Annotated in this window: 28 protein-coding genes and 1 pseudogene; 10 read left to right on the forward strand and 19 right to left on the reverse strand. The window is 57.6% G+C overall.

Annotated elements, in window-relative coordinates:
* Positions 1-114: 114 nt before the first annotated feature.
* Complete coding sequence (locus BLR72_RS19880; protein ID WP_091951361.1) at positions 115-1,572, reverse strand: UdgX family uracil-DNA binding protein; 1,458 nt, start codon at positions 1,570-1,572, stop codon at positions 115-117.
* A complete protein-coding gene (locus BLR72_RS19885) occupies positions 1,572-2,804 on the reverse strand; it encodes a putative DNA modification/repair radical SAM protein (RefSeq protein ID WP_091951363.1) in 1,233 nt (410 codons plus the stop codon). The genes BLR72_RS19880 and BLR72_RS19885 overlap by 1 nt, the downstream gene beginning before the upstream one ends.
* Before the next feature lie 351 nt (positions 2,805-3,155).
* Between BLR72_RS19885 and BLR72_RS22835 the strand changes: the two genes are divergently transcribed.
* Positions 3,156-3,290, forward strand: coding sequence for a hypothetical protein (locus tag BLR72_RS22835; protein WP_280140141.1), 135 nt, complete (start codon positions 3,156-3,158; stop codon positions 3,288-3,290).
* A gap of 22 nt (positions 3,291-3,312) precedes the next feature.
* Here the strand turns inward: BLR72_RS22835 and BLR72_RS19890 are convergent.
* The 12 genes and pseudogenes from BLR72_RS19890 to BLR72_RS19945 all read right to left on the reverse strand — a co-directional run.
* A pseudogene (locus tag BLR72_RS19890) lies at positions 3,313-5,597 on the reverse strand (ATP-binding protein); the annotation flags it as partial.
* Positions 5,598-5,735: 138 nt separating this feature from the next.
* Positions 5,736-7,784, reverse strand: a complete 2,049-nt coding sequence (locus tag BLR72_RS19895) for a PAS domain-containing hybrid sensor histidine kinase/response regulator (protein WP_091951365.1) — start codon at positions 7,782-7,784, stop codon at positions 5,736-5,738.
* Positions 7,771-9,279, reverse strand: a complete 1,509-nt coding sequence (locus BLR72_RS19900) for an ATPase domain-containing protein (protein ID WP_091951665.1) — start codon at positions 9,277-9,279, stop codon at positions 7,771-7,773. Before BLR72_RS19900 ends, BLR72_RS19895 begins: the two co-directional genes overlap by 14 nt.
* 211 nt (positions 9,280-9,490) lie before the next feature.
* Positions 9,491-9,865 (reverse strand): nuclear transport factor 2 family protein, encoded by a 375-nt coding sequence (locus tag BLR72_RS19905; protein WP_091951367.1) that lies wholly within the window; start codon positions 9,863-9,865, stop codon positions 9,491-9,493.
* Between the two features lie 27 nt (positions 9,866-9,892).
* Positions 9,893-10,201, reverse strand: coding sequence for a hypothetical protein (locus BLR72_RS19910; RefSeq protein WP_091951369.1), 309 nt, complete (start codon positions 10,199-10,201; stop codon positions 9,893-9,895).
* 128 nt (positions 10,202-10,329) lie between these two features.
* Entirely contained in the window at positions 10,330-10,929 is a 600-nt protein-coding gene (locus tag BLR72_RS19915; protein WP_091951371.1) for a hypothetical protein, read from the reverse strand.
* A gap of 21 nt (positions 10,930-10,950) precedes the next feature.
* Positions 10,951-11,268, reverse strand: a complete 318-nt coding sequence (locus BLR72_RS19920) for a PepSY domain-containing protein (protein WP_027232748.1) — start codon at positions 11,266-11,268, stop codon at positions 10,951-10,953.
* Positions 11,269-11,512: 244 nt separating this feature from the next.
* Positions 11,513-11,953 (reverse strand): hypothetical protein, encoded by a 441-nt coding sequence (locus BLR72_RS19925; protein ID WP_027232747.1) that lies wholly within the window; start codon positions 11,951-11,953, stop codon positions 11,513-11,515.
* A 143-nt stretch (positions 11,954-12,096) separates the two neighbouring features.
* Positions 12,097-12,480, reverse strand: a complete 384-nt coding sequence (locus tag BLR72_RS19930; RefSeq protein WP_091951373.1) for a hypothetical protein — start codon at positions 12,478-12,480, stop codon at positions 12,097-12,099.
* Between the two features lie 106 nt (positions 12,481-12,586).
* The gene (locus BLR72_RS19935) at positions 12,587-13,276 is read right to left on the reverse strand and encodes an FkbM family methyltransferase (protein ID WP_091951375.1); all 690 of its coding nucleotides are present in this window, start codon (positions 13,274-13,276) and stop codon (positions 12,587-12,589) included.
* Between the two features lie 51 nt (positions 13,277-13,327).
* On the reverse strand, positions 13,328-15,331 hold the full coding sequence (locus BLR72_RS19940; RefSeq protein WP_091951377.1) for a putative bifunctional diguanylate cyclase/phosphodiesterase: 2,004 nt from the start codon (positions 15,329-15,331) through the stop codon (positions 13,328-13,330).
* Positions 15,332-15,338: 7 nt separating this feature from the next.
* Positions 15,339-15,845 (reverse strand): putative pterin-binding protein, encoded by a 507-nt coding sequence (locus BLR72_RS19945; protein WP_091951379.1) that lies wholly within the window; start codon positions 15,843-15,845, stop codon positions 15,339-15,341.
* 224 nt (positions 15,846-16,069) lie between these two features.
* On the opposite strand from BLR72_RS19945, the gene BLR72_RS19950 reads away from it, so the two are divergent.
* Positions 16,070-16,444: a VOC family protein gene (locus BLR72_RS19950; protein WP_091951381.1), complete on the forward strand. Its 375-nt coding sequence runs from the start codon at positions 16,070-16,072 to the stop codon at positions 16,442-16,444.
* Positions 16,445-16,454: 10 nt separating this feature from the next.
* Here BLR72_RS19950 and BLR72_RS19955 read toward each other — a convergent pair whose 3' ends face one another.
* The 4 genes from BLR72_RS19955 to BLR72_RS19970 form a co-directional block, all read right to left on the reverse strand.
* Entirely contained in the window at positions 16,455-16,685 is a 231-nt protein-coding gene (locus BLR72_RS19955) for a hypothetical protein (RefSeq protein WP_091951383.1), read from the reverse strand.
* A gap of 191 nt (positions 16,686-16,876) precedes the next feature.
* Entirely contained in the window at positions 16,877-18,010 is a 1,134-nt protein-coding gene (gene ydiK / locus BLR72_RS19960; protein WP_091951385.1) for an AI-2E family transporter YdiK, read from the reverse strand.
* Entirely contained in the window at positions 18,010-18,501 is a 492-nt protein-coding gene (locus tag BLR72_RS19965) for a CYTH domain-containing protein (protein WP_091924175.1), read from the reverse strand. The genes ydiK and BLR72_RS19965 overlap by 1 nt, the downstream gene beginning before the upstream one ends.
* A 55-nt stretch (positions 18,502-18,556) precedes the next feature.
* Entirely contained in the window at positions 18,557-18,832 is a 276-nt protein-coding gene (locus BLR72_RS19970) for a hypothetical protein (RefSeq protein WP_091951666.1), read from the reverse strand.
* Positions 18,833-18,954: 122 nt separating this feature from the next.
* Between BLR72_RS19970 and BLR72_RS19975 the strand changes: the two genes are divergently transcribed.
* The 8 genes from BLR72_RS19975 to BLR72_RS20010 all read left to right on the forward strand — a co-directional run bounded on the left by BLR72_RS19975 (position 18,955) and on the right by BLR72_RS20010 (position 25,669).
* The gene (locus BLR72_RS19975; protein ID WP_091951387.1) at positions 18,955-20,727 is read left to right on the forward strand and encodes a hypothetical protein; all 1,773 of its coding nucleotides are present in this window, start codon (positions 18,955-18,957) and stop codon (positions 20,725-20,727) included.
* A gap of 216 nt (positions 20,728-20,943) precedes the next feature.
* Positions 20,944-22,701, forward strand: coding sequence for a SulP family inorganic anion transporter (locus tag BLR72_RS19980; RefSeq protein WP_091951389.1), 1,758 nt, complete (start codon positions 20,944-20,946; stop codon positions 22,699-22,701).
* Positions 22,698-23,519, forward strand: a complete 822-nt coding sequence (gene ppk2, locus BLR72_RS19985) for a polyphosphate kinase 2 (protein WP_091951390.1) — start codon at positions 22,698-22,700, stop codon at positions 23,517-23,519. Before BLR72_RS19980 ends, ppk2 begins: the two co-directional genes overlap by 4 nt.
* 46 nt (positions 23,520-23,565) lie before the next feature.
* Positions 23,566-24,039, forward strand: coding sequence for a histidine kinase (locus tag BLR72_RS19990; protein WP_091951392.1), 474 nt, complete (start codon positions 23,566-23,568; stop codon positions 24,037-24,039).
* A 31-nt stretch (positions 24,040-24,070) separates the two neighbouring features.
* A complete protein-coding gene (locus BLR72_RS19995) occupies positions 24,071-24,391 on the forward strand; it encodes a hypothetical protein (RefSeq protein ID WP_091951394.1) in 321 nt (106 codons plus the stop codon).
* Positions 24,392-24,397: 6 nt separating this feature from the next.
* Positions 24,398-24,763 carry a hypothetical protein gene (locus BLR72_RS20000; RefSeq protein ID WP_244506777.1) on the forward strand — a complete coding sequence of 122 codons (366 nt, stop codon included), beginning with the start codon at positions 24,398-24,400 and terminating at the stop codon, positions 24,761-24,763.
* A gap of 15 nt (positions 24,764-24,778) precedes the next feature.
* Positions 24,779-25,111, forward strand: coding sequence for a potassium channel family protein (locus BLR72_RS20005; RefSeq protein WP_091951395.1), 333 nt, complete (start codon positions 24,779-24,781; stop codon positions 25,109-25,111).
* A 66-nt stretch (positions 25,112-25,177) separates the two neighbouring features.
* Complete coding sequence (locus BLR72_RS20010) at positions 25,178-25,669, forward strand: hypothetical protein (RefSeq protein ID WP_027232734.1); 492 nt, start codon at positions 25,178-25,180, stop codon at positions 25,667-25,669.
* A 127-nt stretch (positions 25,670-25,796) separates the two neighbouring features.
* On the opposite strand, the gene BLR72_RS20015 is transcribed toward BLR72_RS20010, so the two are convergent.
* Entirely contained in the window at positions 25,797-26,726 is a 930-nt protein-coding gene (locus BLR72_RS20015) for a DUF2950 family protein (RefSeq protein ID WP_091951397.1), read from the reverse strand.
* Positions 26,727-26,746 lie beyond the last annotated feature (20 nt).

A 26,746-nucleotide genomic window follows, 5' to 3' on the forward strand; every position in this document is an offset into this window, starting at 1 on the left:
TTACGTCTCATCCCCTAGTAAAGCAGCCCAAAGTTGTCTTTGGATGTGTTCGGACGGAACGCTTCATCAAGCTGCGATCAGCCCGTCCGGATTGCGTATTCTGCCGGTTCACTCCTAGGCGCCTTGCGCCTCGGCCAGGAGACGCAGATCGGCGTGAAACCGTTTGATTTCCAAGTGCTGGCGCTCGAGGTCCGGCAGGCGCAGCAGGTAAGAGGGATGAACCGTCGCAAGAAGCGATCGTGTACCATCGAGCGGCATCAGGACGCCTCGAACATCGGTCAAGCGTCCTTGCCGACCGGTCAAGGAGGCCAATGCGGTCGCCCCAAGAGCAACCACGAGTTGCGGCTTCACAAGATCGATCTCCTGCCGCAGCCACCATTTGCAAGCTTCGATCTCGCCGGCATTGGGCTTTTGATGAATGCGTCGCTTGCCTCGCGGCACATATTTGAAATGCTTGACGGCGTTGGTAACGTAGACGTTTCTGCGATCGATGCCGACTTCCGCCAATGCCTTGTCGAATACTTTGCCAGCCGGACCGACAAAGGGGCGTCCCGCCAAATCCTCCTGATCGCCCGGCTGTTCCCCGACAAACATTATCCTCGCATCGGCCGGGCCTTCGCCGAATACGGTTTGCGTAGCGTTGCAGTGAAGCGGGCAGCGGGTACACCGCCGCGCTTCTGATCCAAGCTCGTCGAGCGAGCCCGGGACAGGGGTTTCGTGCTCCCCGGAAATTCGAAGCGTCGTCGCTTCCTGCAAGCGATCGTGGAAAAGCGGCGGCAGCGTGGGCTGCCGCTGTCGCATTTCCATTACGCTTCGTTCGGCGTTCCCCACGAGCTCAGGTATCAAAACTGCCTCGGGAAGGTTCTTCCAGTACTTTTTCGGCATTTCCGCCCGCATTGCCTTTAGCTTCAAACGTGCCGGATTGAAGATGCTCGCGTAATAGGTACGCCAGAGATCGTCGGTCGCATCGGAGGCAGTCGACTTTTCCGCAGGCTCGCGTGACGTGACAAGATTTTGGCCGTCCCACATCATCGACCCCCGGGGTGTGGCGATGATCCAATCCATATCCGTGAAACGCCGCTGGAAAAACGGCGCCACACGCTCCACGATAAAGTGGTCGGGTTCGAACCACGCCACGAACTGTCTTCGTGCGCGGGCCTCCTGGTGGACGACCTCCTTGAAGCGAACAAATGCCTTCATCTTGTGCCTGTCGCGCCGTACCGATTTTTCCAGTTTCAGCGCTGCCGCCACGTCCTCGTCGGAAGCCATGTTCAACAGGCTCTTGTCACTCTGCATCCGCGACAGGATCCGGTACAACAGGCCAAACCGTGCGGGGCTGCTGTGGCAGATAACTGTTTCGGCGAGGTCGATGAATCTTTCAGTTGCAGTGACGGCATGGGACCCGTTCGCCGCTTCGCCAGCGTCGGGGATCGAAAGGCCGAGCATGTCTGATGCCCCTGCGGCATCGCTCCACATGACGTCGTTGGGTTCAATGCCGTGCGACAGCAGGCGCCGCGCGGCATCGCGCCATTCGATGAAATCTCCCCTGCCCTCCAGAATGACGCTTCGCATCAGAGCAATGCGAGTTGTTCGGGTTTTCTTTGAAACATGTGGTTGAGGTCGGCACTGTCTATCAGCCGGTGCGGCGACCAGCCGTCAGCGACAATGAACGCCTTGACCTTTTTCAACGACACGCCAAGCCGCTGCAAATCTTCGAGCCGTAAGCGCCGATGCCGCCGCCCCGAAAGGATCGCCTTGACCGTCTTCGTTCCAAGCCCGGGAATGCGCAGCAGGATTTCGCGCGCCGACCGGTTGATATCCACGGGAAATCGCTCACGATGCGCCAGAGCCCAGGCGAGCTTTGGGTCCATGTCCAGATCCAGCATTCCGTCCGGCCGCGCCGATGTGATTTCCTCAATGTCGAAACCATAGAATCGATAGAGCCAATCCGCCTGATAAAGCCTGTGCTCGCGTTCGAGCGGCGGCCGGATCAGCGGCAGGTTCTTGGACGCGTCCGGGATGGGACTGAACGCGGAATAATATACCCGGCGCAGCTGGTATCCACCGTAAAGGCGCGAGCTGGCGCGCAGGATCGTCGCATCGCTGGCCCCATCTGCGCCGACGATCATCTGCGTGCTCTGGCCTGCCGGGACAAAACGCTTACGCCGCTTTGTCTGCAGGGTCGGCTCGTTTGCCGCCTCGATTTTCAGCCGCAGGTCGGCCATCGACTTTCGTATTTCGCCCGGTCGCTTGTCCGGTGCAAAACGGGCAATACCCGAATCCGTGGGCAATTCGATGTTGATGGAAAGGCGATCGGCATAAAGCCCGGCCTCCTCGATCAAATGCGGCGAAGCGTCGGGTATCGTCTTCAAATGAATGTAGCCGCGAAAGCCGTGGGTCGTGCGCAATTCCCGGGCAACGCGGACCATTTGTTCCATGGTGTTGTCCGATGAGCGGATGATGCCCGATGAAAGGAACAGGCCTTCGATATAATTGCGCCGGTAGAATTCGAGCGTGAGCCAGACCACTTCCTCTACCGTAAAGCGCGCCCGTTCCACATTGCTCGAAGATCGGTTGATGCAGTACGCACAGTCGAAAATGCAGAAGTTCGTGAGAAGAATTTTGAGGAGCGATATACAGCGGCCATCGGGTGCATAAGCGTGGCATATGCCTGCGCCCTCGGTCGATCCCAATCCGCCCGACCTGGACGAGTCACGCTTCACCGTTCCGCTGGAGGCACAGGAAGCGTCGTACTTCGCAGCATCCGACAAGATGGCCAACCGCTGTTTCAAGCTCTTCTTCATATGTTCATGATATGTTCTTGGGGCAACCAGGTCAAGACTGAGCTTTATCAGAAAAGGAGCGCGCCAATCGGAAGCATCAACCCTACACCTCATCGAACGCAGGAAAGCGGTTCCCGGCCGATCCGACCTTGTTTATTGAGCCCACCTAAATCTCGCACCGGCGGCCCTTGTGGATCAGAGGAGCGCCGGCTCGCTTTGCTCGAAGTTATCGATTAATATGTTGCACTTGAAACTTAGCGTTTGACGCCGCCTGCCAATGGTTCTCTAACTGGGTGCAGCGCTGGGTCTTTCTGACGGCATGCCAGCGCTTGCGAGCGTCAATGCTCCCGCCATCACGAGCAGGAGAGCGATATGGCCAAAGGTCAACAACGTAGCAACAAGGAAGTTCGAAAACCCAAACAGGCGAAGGCGCAGGAAGTGAAAGCGGCGGCGCCTGCGGCCTTTAGCACGACTGCGAAGCGCCTGGAGAATCCGAAAGGGCGCTGACGAAAGGCGAATTCGACTATCCCCTCTCGCGGCGCAGCGCAAGAATATGCCGGATCTTGCGGGCGAGTGCCTCACGCTGATAGGGCTTGGAAAGAAGTTCCACGCCCGGGTCGAGCCGCCCGCCATGAACGATGGCATTTTCCGTATAGCCCGACGTAAAGAGCACGGCGATCTGCGGCAGGCGCTGGCGAGCCTGGCGCGCAAGCTCGGGGCTTCCCAGCGGTCCAGGCATAACGACATCGGTAAAGAGCACGTCGATCGGAACGCCGCTCTCGATGATCGATAGCGCGCTCGCCGCATCCTTGGCCTTGAGCACGCGATAACCGAGGTCGCCCAGCATTTCGACGACGGTCGCCCTCACCTCCTCGTCGTCCTCGGCGACGAGGATCGTCTCCGTGCCGCCGATCGTCGGGCCAAGATCGGTCTCGATCAATTCGTCTTCGTTCTGCTGCGCGCGCGGCAGATAGAGTTTTACCGTCGTGCCCTGGCCAACTTCCGAATAGATCTTGACGTGACCGCCTGACTGCCTGACGAAACCATAGACCATGGAGAGGCCCAGCCCAGTGCCGCGACCGACCGATTTCGTCGAGAAGAACGGTTCGAACGCCTGGGCGAGGACGGCGGGCGTCATGCCCGTCCCCGTATCCGTGACCGCCAGCATCACGAATTGACCGGCTTCCGCCTCCGGATTGCGCCGCACATAGGCATCGTCGAGCGAAGCATTGCCGACCTCGATCGTCAGCTTGCCACCATCGGGCATGGCATCCCTCGCGTTTATTGCGAGATTGAGCAGCGCGTTCTCGATCTGCGCCGGGTCAATCATGGTATTCCATAGCCCGCCGGAGCGAACGATCTCAATCTCGATCGATTCACCGATGGTCCGTCGCATCATGTCGCCCATACCGGCGATGAAACGGCCGATATTGACGACCTTGGGTTCGAGTGCCTGCCTGCGTCCGAACGCAAGAAGCTGGCTCGCCAGCTTCGATCCGCGGCTTACGCCCGCCAGGGCGTTTTCGATCCGCCGTTCGCCCCGCGCATTGCCGGCCATGTCCTTGGCCAGGAGTTGCAGATTGCCCGATATGATTTGCAGGAGATTGTTGAAGTCGTGGGCAACGCCGCCGGTAAGCTGGCCCAATGCTTCCATCTTTTGCGACTGGCGCAGTTGTTCTTCCGTTTTCGAGCGCTCGGCGATTTCGTCGAGAACCCGCTGCTCCAGCGTGGCGTTCAGCCGTTGCAGCGCCTCTTCCGCGTTACGCCGGACGGTGAGTTCGCGATCGGCCGCCTGAAACAGCCTGGCGTTGTCGATGGCTGTCGCTGCCTGACCCGCCACGCCGACGAGGAGCGTTTCATGATCAGGCTGGAACTTGCCAGGTTCGTTATGTCCGAAGAACAACCCGCCGAGTACCTCTCCGGTGCGCGAAGTCACGGGTACCGCGAGATAGCTTCGAACCGGCAGATGGCCCTTTGGCATGCCCTTGTGAGGAGCATTTCGGCCATAGCGCGGATCTGCGATAATATCGTGAGAGAGTACGACGCCCTCGCCCTTGAATGTCGGCTCGAATACCGCCGTATTGCGCGGCATCGGAAATTTCGAAAAGGCATCCTTGTCGACGCCGGAGAGCGCGTAGAGCATGTAGCTCTCGCCCTCCTTGTTGAGAACATTGTAAAAGAATGCGCCAAACTGCGCGCCCGTCAGCTCGACGCCTGCGTCAGTCACCATCTGGACCACTTTGCCAAGATCAAGTTCGGCGGCAATATTGGCGCCGGTGCGGTTCAATATCTGAAGCAGGCGCGTTTCATTGCGAAGGGCTTCTTCGGCTTTGATCTTCGCAGTCGTCTCGACTACGATCGCCATGACGCCGCAGGGAACACCGTCCTCGTTGATCAGCGGCGAATAGTCCAGATTCATCCAGACCCGTTCTGGCTTGCCGCTGCGATGAAGGACGAGTTCCTGATCCAGATAGGCGAGCGTCTTGCCCGCAAGCCCGACCCTCATGACATTGTCGTTGAAATCGGCGACCTCCGGCCAGCCTTTTCTCACCTCGCTGCCGAGCAGCTGGGGGTGTCGCCCGCCGGCAAAGCGCGAGTATGCGTCGTTATAGATCATGATGCCGAGTTCGCCCCATAGCGTACTGGTGAATGAAGAATGAGCGAGATCGTCGACTTCAGACTTTGCGGCCAGGCGTCAATTGGGCCGAGCGGGGTCAAGGTCCAGTCGTAGGCTGCGATCAGCCGGGCAAGTTCACCATCGACGCGCAGGAATGTCTGATCGTTGACAAGTGACACTCCTTCTTCAGCGCGCATATCGGCTCCCACAGCTCCAGGCGTTGATCAATTGCATGGCTAAGGACGTTAAGTCTTTGCAACTCCCCTGCAAAACGCACTAACGCAAAGGTGTGAAAGGTGGTTCCCGGCGCTGTCATGCCGATCCCTCCTGCCGCCTCATTTCGCGAGCGCCTTGGCGATCTGTGATGCAAGTTCCGCCTGCGTATACGGTTTGCCGAGCCGTGGCAGATCAATTCCCGAACCGGGCGGCAGGTCCGCATAGCCGGTTGCAACAAGGATCGGCAGTTGCGGATTGAGCGACAATGCGTTTTCCGCAAGTTCAGCACCGGTCATGTGCGGCATGGAGTAGTCTGTGATCAAAAGGTCGATTTCCTTGCCACTTTCGAGGAATTTTAGTGCATCGGCGCCGGAATTTGCCTCGTAGACCTCGTGCCCGAGGTCCTCAAGCATGTCCACTGTGCTCATGGCGATCAGAGCGTCGTCGTCGACAACCAGTATGCGCGCCCTGACGCCGCTGCCGGCGGTGCTGGCCTCTTCACTGACAGGTTCTGCTTGCTTCACGGCACCGGTAACCGGTAGCCAAAGCTCTGCGGTGGTCCCTTTGCCGATACGGCTTGTCATACGGAGCGCGCCCTTGAGTTGGAGAGCAAGGCCGTGAATCATGGAAAGGCCCAGTCCTGTTCCCTTGCCGAGTTCCTTGGTCGAAAAAAACGGGTCAATCGCGCGCTTCAGCGTTTCCGGCGCCATGCCCAGACCGGTATCGCTGACGCCCAGAATGATATAGTCGCCGGTACCAAGGTCATCGGTCGTCGCAGCGATGTCGGCACGCCTGAGGCTGACGACGACGGCGCCGCCATCCGACATCGCGTCGCGTGAGTTGACCACGAGGTTGAGGAGGGCAAGCTCGATCTGGTTGGCATCGGCGAGCACCGGCGGCAGGGCATCGGGAACGTCGTAGCTGATGTGAACTCCGTTTCCGACGGATTTCGCCAGGAGGTCGTGCATGCCGCCGACAAGCGCCACCAAATCGGTGGGTTCGAGCTGCAGGTCCTGGCGGCGCGCGAAGGCAAGCAGACGCTGCGTCAGGGCGGCGCCCCGTTGCGCCCCTTGCAAAGCGCCGTCGACAAGCCGCGCCGCCTTTGAATTGTCGGCAACCGACTTGCGCAACAGGTCGAGATTGCCCAGCACCGCCATCAGCAGATTATTGAAATCGTGCGCAACGCCGCCGGTCAACTGGCCGATCGCTTCCATCTTTTGCGCTTGCCGCAACTGGTCTTCGGCAACCTCGCGCTGGCGGATTTCGTCAAGCAGCGTGCGGTGAGCCTGTTCGAGTTCACGCGTTCGCTTGAAAACCCGATCCTCGAGAGTCTCATTCAGTTGGACAAGTTCGGCCTCGGCGATTTTTCTGTTGGTGATATCGGAACATACCCCGACCAGCCGCTCGGGCTGGCCGAGCCTGTCGGAAACGACGCGTGCCCGCGCGTCGGCCCAGTGGGCGCTGCCGTCCGGCCACACCGTCCGGTGCTCGACCTGGAAATCGCGGCCGGTGCCTTTCGTCGTCGCAATGGCCGTGAGGACACGTTGCCTGTCGTCAGGATCGATGCTCGCAATGAGATCGTCATAGGTCAGTGCCTGATCGGCGCTTCGACCGAAGATGCCCCTGAACACATCGGATGTGATCAGTCCGTTGTTGGCAAAATCGAGTTCCCACGTGCCGAGATTGCCGGCGAGAAGCGCCGTTTGCAGGCGTTCTTCGCCCTCGCGAAGTTCTTCGAGGCGGCTGAGGGCCTCATATTGCCGCCCGCGCGCCTTGAGCGCCGTCTTGGCGACACTGACAAAGGTGGTGGCATGAAACGGCCGCTCGAGAAACGTCACGTTGCCTAGAACCTCGGATAATCGCGCGGCCGCTGGATTGCGCTCAGGACCGCCGCCGCGATGCGTCACGATTATGAATGGCAGATCCGACCAACTCGGCTGAATTTCAACCCATGCCGCGAGCGGCTTCAGGTCGGCGTTCCTTATGGCCTCCTCGGTAATCACCACAAAGCTGGCGCTCTCGCCAAGTAGGGAGGTCAGCACGTCGAGGCTCGGACAGACCTCTGACGCAATTGACGCTTCCGCAAGAATGGCCCCAGCAACAGCCGCGTCGCGGCCCATCGGAGCGTGTATAAGCGCCCGAGTGACATGATCGTTAAGAATTTTCATCCCCTACGCCCAACGCCAGCAGCGGTTCGGCCTTGCCGACGAATGTGGGAACGCCGCGCAAAACACCTTGGAATTCATCAAGAGGCTGGCCGAGAGAAAGGCCGTTTTTCGTTATTCGGAATTCGCGGATGGTATCCTCGTGATTTCCAGTGCGTTTCTTTATGACAGATACCGCACGCCGAACTTTCCCACGCGCCTCGAAATAGCGAAGCAGCACTACCGTATCGGCAAGGTACGTAACGTCAACGGGCGCCTTCATGTCGCCGACAAGCCCGTGCTGCGCCACCGTGAGAATGGTGGTCGTACCCTGGCGGTTCAGATATTGCAGCAATTCGTGCATGTGCAGGACCAGGGCGTTTTCCTCGGGCATCGATGCCTGATAGCCGTTGAGGCTGTCGATGATCACGGTCCTTAGGTTGGCGCTATCGACGCGCTCCCTCACCCTATGTGCAAATTCACCCGGCGAAAGTTCGGCTGCGTCAACCTGCTCGATATGAAGGTTGCCTTCGTCGCGCATCTTTTCGAGGTCTATGCCGATGGCGCGGGTGCGATCGAAGAGAAGGCCCAATTCTTCATCGAAGACGAAGATTGCCGCTTTCTCGCCGCGCCGGATGGCAGAAACCACGAATTGCAGCCCAAAGGTGGTCTTGCCCGTTCCGGCAGGACCGAGAACGAGGCAACTCGATCCGCGCTCGAGCCCGCCGCCGAGAAGGTCGTCGAACTCTCCGATCCCGCTCGAGAGGCGGTCACGTGTAAACTGCTTGCGATGTTCGAGAGCGACGAGGCGCGGAAAGGCGACGACGCCTCCCGTTTGAATGATGAAATCGTGATAGCCACCGCGAAATGCCTGACCACGATATTTGACAATGCGCAGACGCCGGCGCTCGGAACCATAGTTCGGTGCCAATTCTTCAAGCTTGATGACGCCGTGGACGACGCTGTGCACCGTCTTGTCGAGCACGTCCGAGGTCAGATCATCGAGCAGCAGCACCGTTGCGTTGCGCTTGGCGAAATAGTGCTTCAGCGCCAGTATCTGCCGACGATAGCGCAGCGAACCTTGCGCCAGCAGGCGGATTTCCGAAAGGCTGTCGAGAACAACGCGCTTCGGCTGGAGGCGCTCGAACGTCTCGAAGATTGCCTTTGTCGTTTCGCCAAGTTCAAGATCGGATGAATATAGCAGACTTTGCTGTTGATCGGCGTCCAACAGGCTTTCGGGGGGTACCAGTTCGTAAACGTCGATGTTTTCATCGATGATTAGCCCATGGGAGAGCGCACCCTCGCGCAGTTCGTCCTCGGTTTCGGACAATGTGACGTAGAGGCCTTTCTCGCCTGCCGCAGCCCCTTCGAGCAGAAAGCGCAAGGCGATGGTCGTCTTGCCTGTGCCTGGATTTCCTTCAAGCAAGAAGACCCGCCCTTCGCTCAAGCCACCCGACAAAATGTCATCCAGTCCCGGTACGCCCGTGCGCGCTTTTTTCGAAGTCGTGGGTGCAACCATGCTTTGCTTCGTTCCCTTTGCCATCCAATAAGCACACGCAATTGCTCTCGCTACCTAGCGTAGCAATTGAATGAAGGGCGGAATAGAGAAGTGCGCCCCCTGCGCTGTCTGAGAGCCAATAACGTAATGGCGAGCCAATCGTTCCACGCGGCTCGAAATTATAGACAATTAGTATAATGCAGCCAGCCGGCTGGCCTGACCCTTTGCTATGTTATTTCGGATTGACGAAGCTTCCCGGTTTGGCATCGTGCGGCAGCGACCAGCCGAAATAGACTTCAACCGCGGCAATCTTGCCATCGCGGATTGTCAGTATCTCGGTATTGCGAAACCGGTGTCCATCAGACCGCTTGCCCTCATAGGTCACGAACACCTCGTTGCCCTGCGCCACAAGGTGGATGAAGCTAAATGCCTCTATGCTATAACTCGTCGGCCAGCAGCGCTCAAAATAAGTCTGCCGGTCGATGCCGTTGTCGAGCGGGCTGGTGAAATGAAAATCCTCGGCGACGAGGCGCTCCATCGCATCTCTGTCCTTCGCCACATAGGCGTCGTAACTCGCGCGTGCGACGGCAATATTCTTGTCCACCATCACGATCTCCCTAAGGCAATCGTTTGACTACTGCGTTCCATTCGGCTTGGCCGGCTGTTGATCGCCTCCCGAACCCGTCTGCGGCGTGGGATTGGTCTGCGCCGGAGTGTTTACCGTGGGCTCGTTTGTCGCCGGAACTGGTGGCGATGCGGTCGTGCTGTTGTCGGCTTTCGGCGTGTTATCGGTGGTTCGGCCGTACAATTCCGCAGCGCCCCAAGCAACGATGGCAAGGAGCAGGCCACCGATGAGAATCTTGAGCACCGGGCGGCCGGGCGGTCCCTGACGGGCCTCGTTGGCAGTCTCCTGAACCGGAGCTTTCGCCGTATCATTGTCCATGACGACATCCTTTTCATTTAGATAGGAACCGACGAAACAGCGGGAAGTTCCGTTGCGCCCGACTTTCCGCAAGTGTAAAGACGCTCCCCCGACGATTGCCGGGGGAGCGCTCAAAATTCATGCCTTCATCAGAGCGGGCGGTATTCACGCGCTCGCTCGCGTTCGCGGACGAGCTCTTCTTCCGTAAGATCCGGATTACGTTCGTCAAACCCCTGCCAACCCTCTTCCCGATACATTGCGCGGCGCGCGTTGACATCGACCGGAGTGTTGTCGTCGAGGATCGAGCGGACAAGGTCGGTCTGGCTCTCTTCCGCCTGGACTGTAACCAGCGTCCCGCCTCGGCGAACGCCCTCAGCGTAGACGTGAGCATCTTCCTCACTGACACCAGCGCCTGTCATCGAACCGATGATCCCGCCGGCGGCGCCGCCCGCAACTGCGCCTGCTGCTGCACCGGCTGCCGTTGCAGCAAGCCATCCGGCCGCCACCACGGGTCCAACGCCCGGAATTGCCAGCATTCCAAGACCGGCAAGAAGGCCACCGGCACCGCCTACAACAGCGCCAACGCCTGCGCCGGCCGCTGCACCTTCGCCCGCATTGCTTTCTCCGTCACCCGCGCTGCCGCGGCGCACGATGCTTATGTCTGAAGACGCGACACCCGCATCTTCCAGGGCGTTTACGGCCGCACGCGCATCATCATAATCGTCAAACAGTCCAGTAACTATCGTCATTAGGATTCTCCCTTGATGTCTTTATTTGGCGGATGCTGTGATATTGCCCTGGAAGTCGAGCTTTACCTCGACCGACTTTCCGTCCTTCATGGCAGTACCAGTCCAGATCCCGTCCTCGCCCTTCGTCAGGCCACTTACATCGGTGTAACCTTGCCCTTCGATGCGTTCCTTGGCCTGACCTTCGGTGAAGCTGTTTGCACCTGGAACTGGAGCCGCGGGATTGTTTGTGTCCGGCGTTGCAACCGCCGGCGTCTGCGCGTCCGGCTTTGTGGTTGTGTCCTGGGCATAAGCTGCCGAAAGAATGGAAAGTGCGCCAAGCGCAAGTGCGATACGTTTCATGGTTTCTCCTTTATATGATCGGCGATCATGGAAGAACTAACCCATAGATCAGCGTGAAGTTCCGCGCTGATCCGCGGCTTGAGGGCAGTTTATTTTTTTGCCCTTCCGGAACTTTTGGGGCTGTGCTGTCATGGTTCCATAGCTGCTGCCCCGCGGTAGGTTTCGGACAGCGGGGCCCCAAGGGCCTCCGCACGATGGGGCAGTGTCACCTTCGCGCTGAGGATCGCCCGGAAGGTGCTTCTTTCTAGATTTGAACCGGCTTGACGTTGTCTATTCTAATGTTTCCACTGATAATTCCGCGCGCAAGGTCGGTTCGATCGCGCTCTATTTCGATGACCGAATAGAGTTTGTCATCTCGGAAGGCGCTTGCGTTTATGGTGGTAACATCGTCCGCCGGCGCCGCGTCGATCTCCATGAAGTCAAGTTCGCCGCCCGCAGCGACAATCCTGGCGTCGCCTGTTGTTCGGGCAGCGACCGTTACTTCGCCCTGATAGGGCGAGTTTTGCCATCGCGGATCATCCGCCGACGCAGTGGGGACCAATCGGTAAACGTTGAGCGCCTCGCCGCTTCCAACTTCTGACGAGGTCCGGCTTTCGGCATCGGCAATTTGCGCTTGGCTTTCCACGGACTGGCCAAAGCTGGTGGGACTGCTTCTTCCTGTCTTATCTTCTTGACCAATGGACATAGCGAACCTCCTGTTGAAAGTTCGCCAACGCCACCCCGCCGGGATTGTTCCACACCCGGGGCGTCCCCGAAATTGTAAGCGGCGTGAGATCCACAGTCGATTTCGACGGCCGCTCGGGATGGGCGAGTCATCAGGAAGGACGTCTAGCCGGTCTTATCTTCCCACATTGTCGAGCGGAGAAGCGCCTGCATTTGCTCAGCCAGGTCCAGTTCGCCTCGCGCCTCGATTTCCAAAAGATATCGAGCCTTAGCCTTGCGGTCCGCTTCGCCAACTGCTGGATAGGCGCAGACAGCCACCAGCGCCTTTTCTTCGGCTCGGCTGGCACTTTCGGGGTCGCGGCTGCTTCTGACGATTTTTTGGAATGCCGCGTACATAGCTTTGTGCGCCGCGATGAGCGCCCGCAGATCGCGGGACAATGGCAGATCCCGGTCTGTCGATGCGGTGGCGGGCACCGGACCCGCAACCGTCGAGGCGATGATTGCACCGCCGGAATTGAGAAAGAAGGCGCGGCGATTGATCCTGGACATGACGTCTCCACTTCACTTCAACGCAGTCGCGCGATCGTAGCACGCCCGACGGCACGTTCATGTCAGGAGAGGTCGGAACACAAGTGTCTCGCTTCTTTCTTACCCTTCACAACGCATCCGGTTCGTATTCTCGCGGGCCCTGCTCTTTTGCGAATAGCACACAAGCGCCATAGGATCCCCGCGGGTCGTAAGCGAAGCCTTTTGCGGCGAGCGCCTGCGTGATCTGACGGATGCCCGACAATCCGTAGAGGTGATCGTGCAGTTCAAGAAAGACCCGATCAATGCCGGCAAGCTCAGACTTGCAAAGCAGATCTTGTTCGGCGCCCTCAATATCCATGACGAGAACGTTGATGGCGTGGTGCGCGATGAAATCATCGATATTCGTTGAAGTCAGCGATATTTCGCGTTCGTAAGGACCTTGGTTTTTATCCATGGAAGACATCCAGAGATCCTCTCGGACATAGAACGGGATGGTGTGCGGTTCGCCCGCTGCCAGCAATCCTTGGGACAAAACCACGTTGCCGACGCTGTTCGCACTGATCACGCGTTGAGCAAGTGCTGCTGTCGATGGATTTGCTTCAAACGACCACACCTGGACACCTGAAATCTTTGCGATCAGCGAAGTGATCACTCCGATCCCTGCCCCCAACTCCAGCACCCGGTCATTCGCCCTGACGGCCTTGAACACCCACTTGGCTTCCTTTGCCTCGTAGCATCCACTTGTAAGCGCCTGCCAGATAACGGGTGATACTTCGTCTGATGCCAGTGGCACCGTAATTCCGTGGACGGTCAGCAATTCGAACTCAAACTCCCTTGTTGCCTGAGGATGGCAGGCGTTGCCAAGCGGCTAGCTACCCCTGCCAGACACTGCCTTCACATCAACAAGACCTTCATATTCAGCCAAGCTTACGCCATTGCTGGCCTGGCGGAGATGGTCCAGTTGCGTCGCAGGTACGGGTCTGCCGATCAAGAAGCCTTGCACCTGCTCGCATCCAACCTGTTTGACGCAAGCGAACTGTTCCTCGGTTTCGATACCTTCCGCTATTGTCGTCATCCCCAGGCTTCGTCCAACGCCCGTCACCAGTTCCACGATGGCGAAGGCATCTGCGCGCGTGGTGACGTCACGGATGAAAGAGCGATCGATCTTGATCTTGTCGAAGGGGAAGCTCCTGAGACTGCCAAGCGACGAGTATCCCGTGCCAAAATCGTCCATCGCAATCTGGATGCCGACCGCCTTTAGTTGCGTCAAGGTCTCGAGCGTCTGTTCATTCTTGTCCAGGAGAACGGACTCGGTAATCTCCAGCTCCAGCCGGTCTGGATCGAGGCCGCTTTGAGTGACGATGGTGACGACGCTCTGAATGAGATTTCGACTGCGGAACTGAACCGGCGAAAGGTTGACCGCGACTTTAAGCGACCGTGGCCAACGGGCAGCTTCCGTGCAGGCCGTCCTTAAGACCCAATCACCCAATTCATGGATCAACCCGATGTTTTCTGCCACCGGGATGAATTCGGATGGGGGAACTTGCCCACGTATCGGATGAAACCACCGCAGGAGGGCTTCATAGCCACAAATCTCACGTGTAATCGTGTTCACTTGCGGTTGGTAGAATATCTCGAGTTCGCCCTTCCGTAGCGCCTGTTTGAGATCGGCTTCGAACGACTTCTTTTCCGTCAGCCTTGTTTGCATCTGGGATTGGAAGACACACGCATGCCCGGAGCCAAGCGACTTTGCTTCGTAGAGCGCAAGGTCTGCCTGTTTGAATAATTCATCAGTACCGGACCCGATCACCGACAGGGCAACGCCGACACAGGTGCCGATCTTTATCTCACGCTCGCTGACAAGGTAGGGAAAGCTGATTTCATCCATGACATCACGGGCAAAATCAAAAGCCTGCTGCTCGTTCAGCCCCGCGGTCAGGATGGCGAACTCATCTCCGCCCAACCGGCAGACGAGGTCGCCTTCGCCACCAAGCTTTGTAAGGCGGCTTGCCACACCCTGGAGCAGGCCATCACCGACGTCGTGGCCCAGCGTATCGTTCACATCCTTGAAGCCGTCGAGGTCAAGGAGAAAGATCACAGCGGTTGGTCCACCGGCTGTCGCTGTTTTCAACCGGTTTTCCAGATCCTGCCGGAACAGCACACGATTGGGAAGTCCGGTCAGGGCGTCATGGTGGGCGACATGTTTCAGCCGGTAGTTCTGCAGCTTCAATTCGCCCGAAGCCTCGCGGAGATTGTCTGTGAGGTCCTTCATCTTGCGGTGAGCACCGTCAAGAAGGCTGTTGTGGCGCAGAAGGAGAACAACGAGACCCACCCCGCAGAGTATGAGCCCGCCCGCAAGGCCCGTATAGATCAGATGGAGCTGTCGCAATTCCGCCTGGGCAGCGTCTATCAGACCGACATCATATTCAACCGCGGTGGATGCAAGCGCTGTCATAGACGCATCGAGGGCGGCCATGGTTTTCAGCGTCGCTTTGAGGCCTTCGGTATCGAGGGTCTCGAACCGCTGATCAAGCACATCGAGCACCTTGGTCAGCTCTGAAAGCAGTTCGCGGCGCTGCGCGTCATCCTCGATAAAGCTATGGAGACTACCCTGCTTGAGCAGCTGCAACCGACCGATCATAATATCAAGACGCAGACGAACCTCATCGCGATCGGCGTCGTCCATACCCATGGCATAGGCCGCCACGCGATGTTCGAGCCTCATATATTCGGAGACAGTCTGTCCGATGGCCCAGGAGTCATTATAGCGGGCAAACTTCTGCAGCGCAGTCTGCCGCTCTGCAATGACATAGGCGATGTAGGCCGTCGCCACGACAAAGCAACAGATAATGATCCCTAGAAACCGTTTCACTGCGTCTCTACTCGATGATCAGTTTGGCCACCTGCCACGCGGATCGTGTGTAATAAGTCTGACTTTGCAGCTGCGGATCACTTTCGTAAGGATAGACAATAAACAACGGTCCCTTATCGCGGACCGGCATATATTCTCCATCGCGCTTGAGGGCGAGCACGACCTTAAATTTCTTGAAATCGTCCAGCGGAATCGTCGTCACGTAGTCGTTGAGCGCAACCGCCGTCACTTTCGTTCCGGTGGCGCCGACCAGTTCCATCAGCTTGTCGAGCGGCACACCCTCGAAGCGTACACGCTTGTCATACCAAGGCGTTGTCGTTTCAATGGTCTGCAAGCCGATGGCTTCCAGCATCGCACGGTCGAATTCGGCCGTGGAACCCTTGTTTGTGTTTTCAATTTTCCCGGAAATAACCAGAATAGGCTTGCCATCAGGCTTGGCAAGTGAGTCAGCATACGCGCCCGAAATCGTCGCGATCGACAAGGCCAGGTAGATGATTAGGCGGATTAGGCTCATTACATTTCTCCATGATCCATTAGTTTAATAGAGCAAATGAGCTAGACCAGCATTAAAAATAAACATCGGAAGCAATTCGCCGCACAGTTTCTTCGCATACCGACCCGCAGCACTCCTCAATCCGGCATTTTGAGGTGTAGGGTGCGAACGAACGAACCCTTGCGGGAGAATCAGCCACCTCTAGCCAATATCAGCAGAAACACCCAGAACTTCGCGGAGCATTCATGTTCGACCACGTCAAATTCGGCGTCACCGACTATTCGGCAAGCAAAGCATTCTTTCTCAAGGCGCTCGAACCGCTCGGCGTAGCGGTCGTCTCGGAGGGGTCGCCGACATACGGCGTCGAAATGAGTTCAAACGGCAAGGCATCGCTTTGCCTGTACCAATCCGATGAGAAGCCAGCGCATCTTCACTTGGCATTCACGGCCGAAAATCGAAAGCAGGTCGAAGCTTTCTATCGCGCGGCTCTCGAGGCGGGCGGCACAGACAACGGTGCGCCCGGTCTGCGCCCGCACTACCACGCGAACTACTATGCAGCTTTTGTCATCGGACCGGACGGGCACAACATCGAAGCAGTTTGTCACACAGCCGAAGCCTGAAACTTCGCCCTCACTTCATGTTGACAGTTTCGCCGGCAGTGTAGAAAACCATGGGAGGGCCGTACTCGTCCCCTTGCTTCACGTCCTGGCTCCAGGCAATGACGCCTGCATGCTTTGACGCCAAATCATCGGCGGCCGTCTGCGCCTCTTCCTCTGCGTCGAACCGCTGCGGTTCGCCGGATCGAAACAATTCTCCAGCTTCACCCTGATCATATACCGCTACAAAATAAACCTGTTTCATCCCATCTCCTAAAGGCACTGGACGATTTCGCCGAAATCGATCCCCAGTTCATGACAATTCTCGTTGTTTGTCAGACTGAAACGCGCAAGCCAAATGCGTGTTCCAAAGGAGCGGTCGACCGACTCAGCCAAAGACGTCCGATTTTGGAGGCGATGCCTCGTTCACGACTGTTGGACCGCGGCGACGGCTTTTCAGATCACATCATCCAGGATTTTCGGTGGGCTATGGGCTTCGTTCTGGACAGATACCGCTACGATCCCCTCATCCTCTGCCATCCACGCGTCCAGGAGGGTGTAGGCAACCGCAAGCAGGGTCGGTCCCACGAATATTCCGAGAATCCCGAATGAGATCAGGCCACCGATGACGCCTGCGAAGATCAGCAACAGCGGCAGGTCCGCCCCTTTTCGGATCAAGAACGGCCGCAGGAACCCGTCCATTGTCCCGGCGATGATGGCAAACAGCAAAAGTACTGTCGCCCAGAGGGTGTCGCCGCTGTAGTACATCCAGAAAACGGCGGGCGCCAACACCAAGGCAGGGCCGATCTGCATCAGGCAAAGGACAAAGACCAGCGCCGTCAATACGCCAGCCAATGGTATGCCGACGACGAGAAGCCCGATCGCGCTTACGGCGGTCTGCGCGACAGCCGTGACGACCACGCCGAGAGCAACGCCACGGATGGCCCGGCCAGCAAGACGTACCGCCATTTCACCCCGGTCACCTCCAAGCCGATGCCCGAACCGGACGGCAGTCGCTGCCCCCTGCTCACCTTTTGCGTACATGATGGCGGCTATCGCTGTCGTCAAGAGAAATTCGAGGACCATGCCGCCAAGACTTCCCGCTGCCGCCGCGAACCAGTGCGCAAAGGAACCGGCGTAGGGCTGGAGCCTCGGTCCGAGTTCATTCACGCCAAGGCGCCCGAGCCGTTCCCAGCTGTCGTGCAGCCGCTCTCCGACCAGCGGAATTTCATCAAGCCAGATTGGCGGCTCGGGTAATTTGAGCGCAAGCGCGGTCTGGATGTTGTCCGTGATGCGATCCATGTTGTCCATGATGAGACTGATTGCCAGCAAGAACGGCACGATAAGGACAAGGAGAAGGACGACAGTCATGACAAACACGGCAACGCCGCGGCGGTTGCCCGTGTGACGCTGCACCCAGATCATCAGCGGCCAAGTGGCGATGACCAGGGTCAAGGCCCAGATGATTGCCGCAAGAAATGGCAGCATGATCCAGATCGAGCTGACAAGCAGGCCGCCAATAAAGAGGACCGCGAGTGTCACCCGGGTAATATCCTGGTTTCGAACACCGGTCGAAGGAGCAGTTCCCATCAGCTGATCGTCTCCCGTCCGCTCTGGCCCGGAGCCAGCCTTGCCATCGCCAGTACCTGGTTTGAGTACCTGTGCTCGCCTGTTATCTCGATGCCCAACCAAACAGGACGCGGAAACAGGTCGCTTTCGCTTTGCAACTCGATTTCTGCAACCGTCAGTCCCTGGTGGATGCCGTGGTATACATCAATTTCCCAGCGCTGGCCTGCATCGACAAGTTCATGGCGGGTCTTTTCAACAACAACGCCTATGCAGTGACGAAATATCTGAAGAGCGTCCGCGTAGGGTATTTCATATTGGAATTCTTCGCGTCGAAGTGGGCCGAGACGAACCTTTACCGTGAGTGTCGCACGTAAGTCATCGATGGTTCGAACCCGCACCGATCGCTGTGCGGCTGCCAGCAGGTAGGCTTGGCGCAGAGTTGAACCGTTGGAGGCGTATTTCCTCCAGCGTTTGTCCTTGACGAGGTATTTGCGTTCGATCTCGATAGCCAATTTTGCAGTTCCAGTAAGTTGTGGTTCAGTCCGTTAAGTTCGGTCAGGGCCGGCCTTAAGGATAGCCCTTGGACCCGAGCGCTTCAGCGATCTCCCTCGCGAGACTATCGGCCATCTCCGCGAATTCATCGCGCCGTTTCTCACGAATATTAACAGGCAGGTGTTGAGCATCTTCAAGCGCGCGTTCGGCTGCCGCGAGGTCGGAGCACAGCTCCTTAAATGCTTCGTTTCCCAGCATGAGTTGTCGAATGCGAAATGCGGATTCCGGAAATCTGCGAAGAGCCGCAGCCAATCCATCTTCCCGCTCCGTGTCCCAGGATCGCGGCGTCATCGGTGCCTCCGCTGACTGCTCTCGTTTGTCGTCCCATAGTATTGGAATAACTTCAGTTAGAGGCGTAAGATACTGTACCATACAGCCGTAAAGGACGGTTGCTTGTTCGGGGAAACAAAGGGGTGAGCGTTGCCGCTGACGGCGTGCCGGTAGACAAGCAAGCTCTGCCGACGGATGCCGATGTCCTTGCGCAGCTTGATCGCATTCGATCGAGTGCCGAATTCGATGTGCCTGAGCGCGCGCGCAGATTCCTGACCTATGTTGTTGAAGAGACAATAGCGGGCCGCGGCAACCGGATCAAAGCCTACTCGATCGCCATGGAAGTCTTTGGGCGCGATTCATCGTTTGACGCGCAACTGGACCCCGTGGTCCGGATCCAGGCGGGTCTGATCAGGCGCGGCCTCGAACATTACTATCTCGTTGCCGGCAACGACGATCCAGTCGTTATCACCATGCCCAAGGGCGGCTACATTCCCATCTTCTCGCGCAAGGATCCGGTAACGGCGCCCGAGAGCTATTTTAGGCCGATTCATGGAAAAAACCTCGGCCGCCTCTTGGAGCGCGCGTCTCCTGGCAAATGGTCGGTACTGGTCTTGACCGCCATTGTCATTGGCTCAGTCATGTTCGTTGGCGGCTATCTGTTTCACCTGGACCCGCTGGACCTTACGGGCGGAAATAGTATCAGGCAGGCTGGACCCGACATCCCGAAAGTGCTGGTCGAACCAATCGAGGACCTTTCGGGAACACAGCGCTCTGCAAATATTGCGCAGGATTTGACTGATGAAGTCATCAGTCAGCTTGCGAAATTCAAGGAAGTCGTCGTCGTAGCAGGACGCTCATCCGACGCTTCCAGCACGTTGTTTAGGATCAACGACACGCGGCCAAGCTTTGCGTTGCAAGGGCGTGTCCGCATCGACGGGGAGAAGCTTCGTTTAAGCACCCGGCTCATGAATCGCGCCGACAGCTCCATTGTGTGGACCGGCAACTACGAGAACGACCTAAAAGCCGAGGGGTTGGTCCAACTTCAAGGCGACATAGCCCGTTCCGTGGCCACCGCGCTGGCGCAACCTTACGGCATTCTCTTTCAGAAGGATTCGGCTCAGCTCGCACAATCACCGCCAAATAATATCGAGGCCTATACCTGCACTTTGGCCTATTATCGCTACCGCGCAAACCTGAATCCGCAAACCCACACTGCGGTCCAGAACTGCTTGAAGCGGGCCGTCGAGCGCTATCCGGGCTATGCAACTGCCTGGGCACTTCTTTCATTGACCTATCTCGATGAGGTCCGCTTTCGATACCGCCTGGACTCGGTGCCTGCCCCGTCGCTGGAGCTTGCGGGCTCCGCCGCAAAGCGGGCCACCGAACTCGATCCGCAGAACGTACGCGGTCTGCAGGCGGAGATGCTGACGTACTTTTTCCGGGGTCAAGTCCAGGAGTCACTGCAGATCGGCGCGCGCGCCTACGCGATCAACCCCAACGACACGGAACTATCGGGCGAGTATGGATTTCGCCTCGCATTATCGGGAAAATGGGACGAAGGTTGCAAGCTGATCGCCTCGGCGGTGTCGCGCAATCCAGGACCGTCCGGATATTTCGAGGCAGCGCTTGCCGTCTGCTCATACATGGCGGGCGACTATGTTGCGGCCGAACAATGGTCGCAATTGTCGGACCTTGGCCCCAATCCGATCTTTCATATCATACGCATGGCGATCCTTGGAAAACTCGGCAAGCGCGAGGAAGCCGACATCGAACGGAAGTGGCTTGAACAAAATGCTCCGGCTTTTCTCCCGGACATCAGGAATGTCGTCGCCACGCGCATCCTTCGACCGGAAGACCAGTTGATCTTTATCGATGGACTGAGAAAAGCGGGCCTTACAATCCCGGGAAACTAGCCGCTTTGCTGCCCGCTCTGTAAGCGGGCGCCGTATATTACACGATGCTACACGTATTGGCGTTCGCATCGGTCTACACTCTAGCCACATGAAACGGGCCCTGCGCCCGCTCGAGGGAGGTAGCCGTGTTTCTCGATTACTCCGCGTTGGGTGTGCTCTTGTTCGTGGTATTGACCCCGATGGATGGGATCATCGCCATTCACAATATCGATTAAGATGGTCGCGGCAACGCACCCTTGGCCTGTTTTTAAGAGCCTGGCGGGCTATCGGGCCAATTGGCTGGGACGCGACATCGGTGCGGGTCTTGCGGTTGCCGCCGTTGGATTGCCGAGCGCCATCGCTTATCCGGCAATTGTCGGCCTACCCCCGGAAACAGGTATTTACGCCAGTATCGCGGCACCAATCGCGTATGCACTATTCGGACCGTCGCAAAGGCTCGTACTCGGACCCGATGCGGCCACCATGACCGTGCTCGGCGCCGCCATCGCGTCAATCATAGCGTCGATGCCGGCGGACGCAGCGGTTGACCGCGTAACCATAGCTTCGGCGCTGGGGCTCGCGGTCGGGGGAGTATGCCTGGCAGCCCGGCTGTTGCGGCTCGGGGTCGTTGCCACGTTTCTGTCCCGCCCTATTCTGGTCGGCTTTTTCGCTGGCATCGCGATATCCATTGTCGTCGGTCAGATTGGCCGGCTGACGGGAGTGAAAATACAATCCGAAGGGCTTGTCGCACCCGTGCTCGAGCTGATCGGCAAAAGCGCCGAAATCCATTGGCCGTCCCTGCTGCTCGGTGCCAGCATGTTCGTTCTCCTGCAAGCGGCAAACAGATTACGGCTCCCCATTCCCGGGCCAGTCCTTGTCGTCGTCCTTGCCATGGTCCTCTCGGCGCTTTTTGGATTTCGCGAAATGGGCGTGAAGGTGGTTGGAGACATTCCCCTCGGACTCCCATCGTTTTCTATTCCCTCGTTTCGTGGGCTGCCATTGGACAAGATGCTGCTCGGTGCTGCTGCGGTTTTTCTTGTGAGTTTTGGCGCGGGCATTATTACGGCGCGCAGTTTCGCGGCGCGCTCGGGTGAAGCGGTCGACGCCAATGGTGAACTGATTGGGCTCTCGGCCGGCAATATTGCTGCCGGTCTCTTCGGCGCATTTCCGATCAGCATGTCGGACTCACGGACGGCGATCGCGTTTGCGGCGGGCGGCAGATCGCAAATTGTCGGGCTCGTCTCGGCAGCTACCTTGATCGCCACGCTGCTCTTCCTCGGAGAAGCATTGCGAATTTTGCCCTTGCCAGCGCTTGGAGCAATCCTAGTATCTGCGGCTATCGGCTTGATCGATATCGGCGAGCTGAAACGCATCTGGCAAATCAGCCGGCCCGAATTCGTGTTCGCCATGATCACCATGTGGGGCGCGATAAGCTTTGGCGTGCTCAATGGGGTGGTCATCGCTATCGCCGCGACCCTGGTCTACTTGTTGCGCAAGTCGATGTATCCGCGCGACGCGCAACTCGGCCGCATTCCTGGCCGCGACGGACTTTATAAGCTGCATCGCTCGCCCGAGGCCGTCCCGATACAGGGTCTCGTGCTCTACATGATCCAGGGCAGCCTGCTTTTCGTCAACGCCGATTACGTTGCGGAGCGCATCAAGACCACGGTCCGCAAATTGGCGCCCGGATGCCGCTGGTTCGTCATAGACGCCAGCGCAATCGTCCAGGTCGACAGTACGGCCGCTGCAATGCTCGATGAAATCAGGGAGGAACTTGCTGCCAAAGACATCAGGCTGTGCCTTGCGGAGGTCCACACCGAGGTGAGGGAAATTCTCGAGCGCAGCGGCGTGATTGAGCGTATCGGCACGCAATATTTCTTCGATGATTTGGAAGACGCGGTCGCTGCTTTTCAGACTGAAGCAGAGCAGCCTCGCGCCCAAGAAGGATTGTTGTCATCGGCATTGCCGATCCACGTTTCGGAGTTGAAAAGATGAGTAAGGACAATCACAAATCTGCTGCCACGGAAGGTGACGACAAGAAGGGTTTCAAAGACCGCTACAACAAGGAGATGAGAAAGCTGCAGATCGAGCTTGCGCATCTGCAGGCGTGGGTAAAGAAATCAGGGGCCCGTGTCGTCATTCTGTTCGAGGGGCGCGATGCAGCCGGCAAGGGGGGCATGATCAAACGGATTACCGAGCGCGTGAGCCCGCGGGTTTTTCGTGTCATCGCCCTGCCAGCGCCAAGTGATCGGGAAAAATCCCAGATCTTCATGCAGCGCTACATTGGATACCTGCCCGCTGCCGGGGAGATCGTGATCTTTGACCGGAGCTGGTACAACCGGGCAGGCGTCGATCGCGTGATGGGCTTCTGCAGTGAAAAAAAGGCCCGCCGCTTCCTTGAGCTGGCTCCGCGTTTTGAAGCAGCCATCGTCGAGAGCGGCATCATTCTGCTGAAGTATTTCCTGACAGTCAGCGAGGAGGAGCAAGACCGCCGCTTCCGTCGTCGCATTGACGATCCATTGCGGCAATGGAAGCTCAGTCCGATGGACATAACATCCTATCAGCGGTGGTGGGATTATACGCGGGCCTATGACGAAATGCTCAAAATGACGGACAGCCAACACGCGCCGTGGTGGATCGTGCCATCCGACGACAAGGAGCGCGCGCGTATAAATTGCATTTCTCACATCCTCAAATCGATCCCTTATGAAAGGGTCAAGTTTGACGAACCCGATCTTGGCAAACGCCAAAAGCGGCCCGGCGACTACATCGACCCCGAGATGACCCTAAACGTGGTTCCGAGGATTCTCTAAGCGACGAGGTGCCGGCCTCATATTCTCGACGAAGTGGAGGAAAGAGATGTCTGACAAAAAAGAACTTGACGTGAACGCGATGCCTCCGAGTGCGACGGAACTTCGCCAGGAAGTTAAGAAGCGGGAGTCGGAGGAGGCAAAAAAGCAGGCGAAAGCCAAGTCCGTCCAAGAACAGAAGATCGCCGATTTCGCCGAAGACTTTCTCAAGAACCATGTCGGTGAGGCGGACATTCTCGCTGTACGCCGCGCCGTGGCCGCTGCGGTCGAAAATGGTAAATTCGAAGCCATGGTCTATACCTTCTCCTCAGACCTTTGTTCGGACAGCGGCCGGGCGATCAATAGCGGCGACAAGAGCTGGCCTGATACCCTTCAGGGGAAGGCGAAGGAATTTTACGATCGCTACCAGAAATTCGGTAAGCCGCAAGGGTTCAGGCTCAAGGCAATGATCATCAGTTTCCCCAATGGAATGCCCGGCGACGTCGGCTTCTTCCTGAATTGGGGTTCCGATCTAGGCAGCTGAACAGCACGTTACTAAAAAGGGAAGCCGAAACATGAAGTTAGCGCTTTTGCTGGTCTTGCTTTCTGTGTCGCCGGTCAACGCAATGAGTGCCGCCGAACTCTTGAAAGCCGATAAGGGATACGCCTCAGGCTACATTTTCGGTGCGATCGAATATCAAATTGCCGTCGCATGCGATGACGATGTCTCGGTGCGCCGTCAGGAAATTCGCAAGTGTCTGGTCGACGGCAAATTCATGTCACAACAGCTCTATGGGACAGTCATCAGCTTCATCAAAATTCATCCTGAACAAACGAGCGCGGTGGGTGCGATCGTGCACGCGGTGGATGAAATTTGCCCGCGCTCCGGGAGATAAGCAACAATGTCAGCCACGAACGCCTATTTGTTGAAATCAGCGATTGCCATGCGCCAGATCTCGTTGGCATTGGCGATCTCGTGCCTCAGCGTTTCCGCCCTCGCGGAGGCGCCATCCTTCGCAAAACTTCAAGCCATGTGCGGCAATGTGAAGGACCCCTTGGACCATGGATATTGTGTAGGATTTCTTGAAGCGGTTGCGCTTCGTATCGTCCACGACAACAAGCACTGCACGGTCCTTCAAGAATATATTGACCACCCCAACTCAAGCCTCGCATTCCCGGATTTGATCGCAGACGTGGACCCCAAGGAATATTCAGGGAGCGCTCTCGAAGGCGTCGAGAAGTATTTCCTCAACAAAGGGTGCATGTAGGTTATCGGTAAGGCAATGAGCGCGAAAGCCAGGGAAACGCGGCGCATTTTCTTCAGAGAGTTCTTTCGCCAGCTCGGCGTTGTTTGGCCAATCCTGTCCGGAATTCTTTTGTTGATGGTGGGGTTTGGGCTCGTGATTGGCAGAATAGAAGATTGGCAGGCAATGGACACGCTCTACTTCACCTTCGTTACCGGCCTGACAATAGGCTATGGTGATCTCGCGCCGACCCACGCTTCATCGCGCTTGCTGGCTGTCGGGATTGGTTTTTGTGGAATCGTCATGACCGGGCTCATTGCGGCGGTCAGCGTGCAAGCGCTTATAGCCGCAGCCACAGCCAGAAAGCCATGACTATCATATGCAGTGGATTTTCGTTTCGCATAATTTTTAATTCAAAGCAGAGCACAGGAGAAGATCATGCATTTATTCGCTTGGACTACCCTAGCAGTCGCTGTCCTCGCCGTTCCATGTGAGGCCGCCGTCACAAAATATGGTTCGGCGGCGGGCTGGGACATATATGTCGACGACACCATGGGCCCTGGTTGCCTTATCATGCGGGATAATCCCGATGGTGAAACACAGGCGCAGATCGGTATCGATGCGACCGCGGCCCCCCGCGGCTTTCTCGCGCTTTATACCAAGACACCCACAAAAATTACCGCCGGTGAAAAGCTTGATGTCGTTTTCGATGTCGATGGTCAGAAATACACGGGCGTAGCCAAGGGACAGCAGATGCAAGGATATGACGGCGCATATGTTCCGTTCGACAACCTCGATTTCATCTACGATCTCGCCAAGAAGAAGGCGCTGACGATCACCGCGAAAGGACGCAAAACCGTGGTGGTAAATCTCACTGGCACCGATGACGCGTTCAAGGCGTTGCGGGCTTGCCAGGCCGCCCAGAAATAGCCGGAAGCCCGGTTCCCCGCGGGAGGGGCCGATAGTCTTATGACCGTGACATGGGACCGTTCCATGTCACGGTCATATCGTGGCGAGGGATTAGAGAGCTTCTGAGGGCGCTTTTTGCTCGTTGTCGCTACTCTGGAACTGCCTCCCATGTCTTGTCCGGGTTGAAGGAATTGATTTCCTTCACCAGTTTCGCGGTTCCGGGCCCAAGGTCTTTTTGGTAGACGATGCCGTGCTGACTGACGGCGAACGTCATGACCCCGGTCTCGCCATATATTGCCGGCCAGGCGATCAAGGCGTGCCCGGCAATCATATTGCCGTTGATGACGAAATTGTATTTGCCACCGGCAATATTGCTGCCTTGGGACTTGAGGATGCGATAACGATAGCCGAAATATCCGTGGTCCGATGCCGCCGCACCCTGAACCCTGGCGGGATCCGCAAAACGTCCCGCCGGACTTTCTTCGCCACCATCAGACGTCCAATAGAGGCCATCGTGCGCGTCCTTCTCGCTGATAAGCTTCTGCGCGAACTCCAGAACGCCATCACCATCGTGATCTTCTTCCGCGTACGCAGCCTGCGCTACGAGTTCGTCGCGGCAGGTCTGGATCGCCTGCAGCTCATTCTCGCCAATGCGGCGCGCGAGCACTTCCTCAAGGCCGGCTACGGTATCGAACTGCCAGCCGGCATCGTGCTTCACCAGTGGAAACGGGAACGGCCAGACCCGGTTGCCGAGGACCACTTCCTTCGAGCCGTCTTTGCGGTCTTGCAACGTAGTTCGTTCCTTGGCCGCCTGCTGCAGTTCCGAGAGCCGATCGCCGATGTCTTCGGACTTTCCAGCTTGTTCTTCGTTCAGTCCGAGTAACTTTGCCAAAGCGGTGATGTCCTTTGCCTCAAGTTCCTTCCTGAGCGCGTCCACTGCTTCGTTGGGCTCCTTGAAAATCTGGGAATCGGAGCCAACGAAGCGCTGGAGCGATGCCTCCGCCGCGAATGATGCAGGCGCGGACAGCGTTGCGAGGACGGCGGCGGTAATAAGCATTTCCATGGTTGTGCGGAACATTTGGAATTCCCTTCAAACTG

The sequence above is a fragment of the Phyllobacterium sp. YR620 genome (assembly GCF_900104165.1).
In the GTDB taxonomy this organism is placed as follows: domain Bacteria; phylum Pseudomonadota; class Alphaproteobacteria; order Rhizobiales; family Rhizobiaceae; genus Phyllobacterium; species Phyllobacterium pellucidum.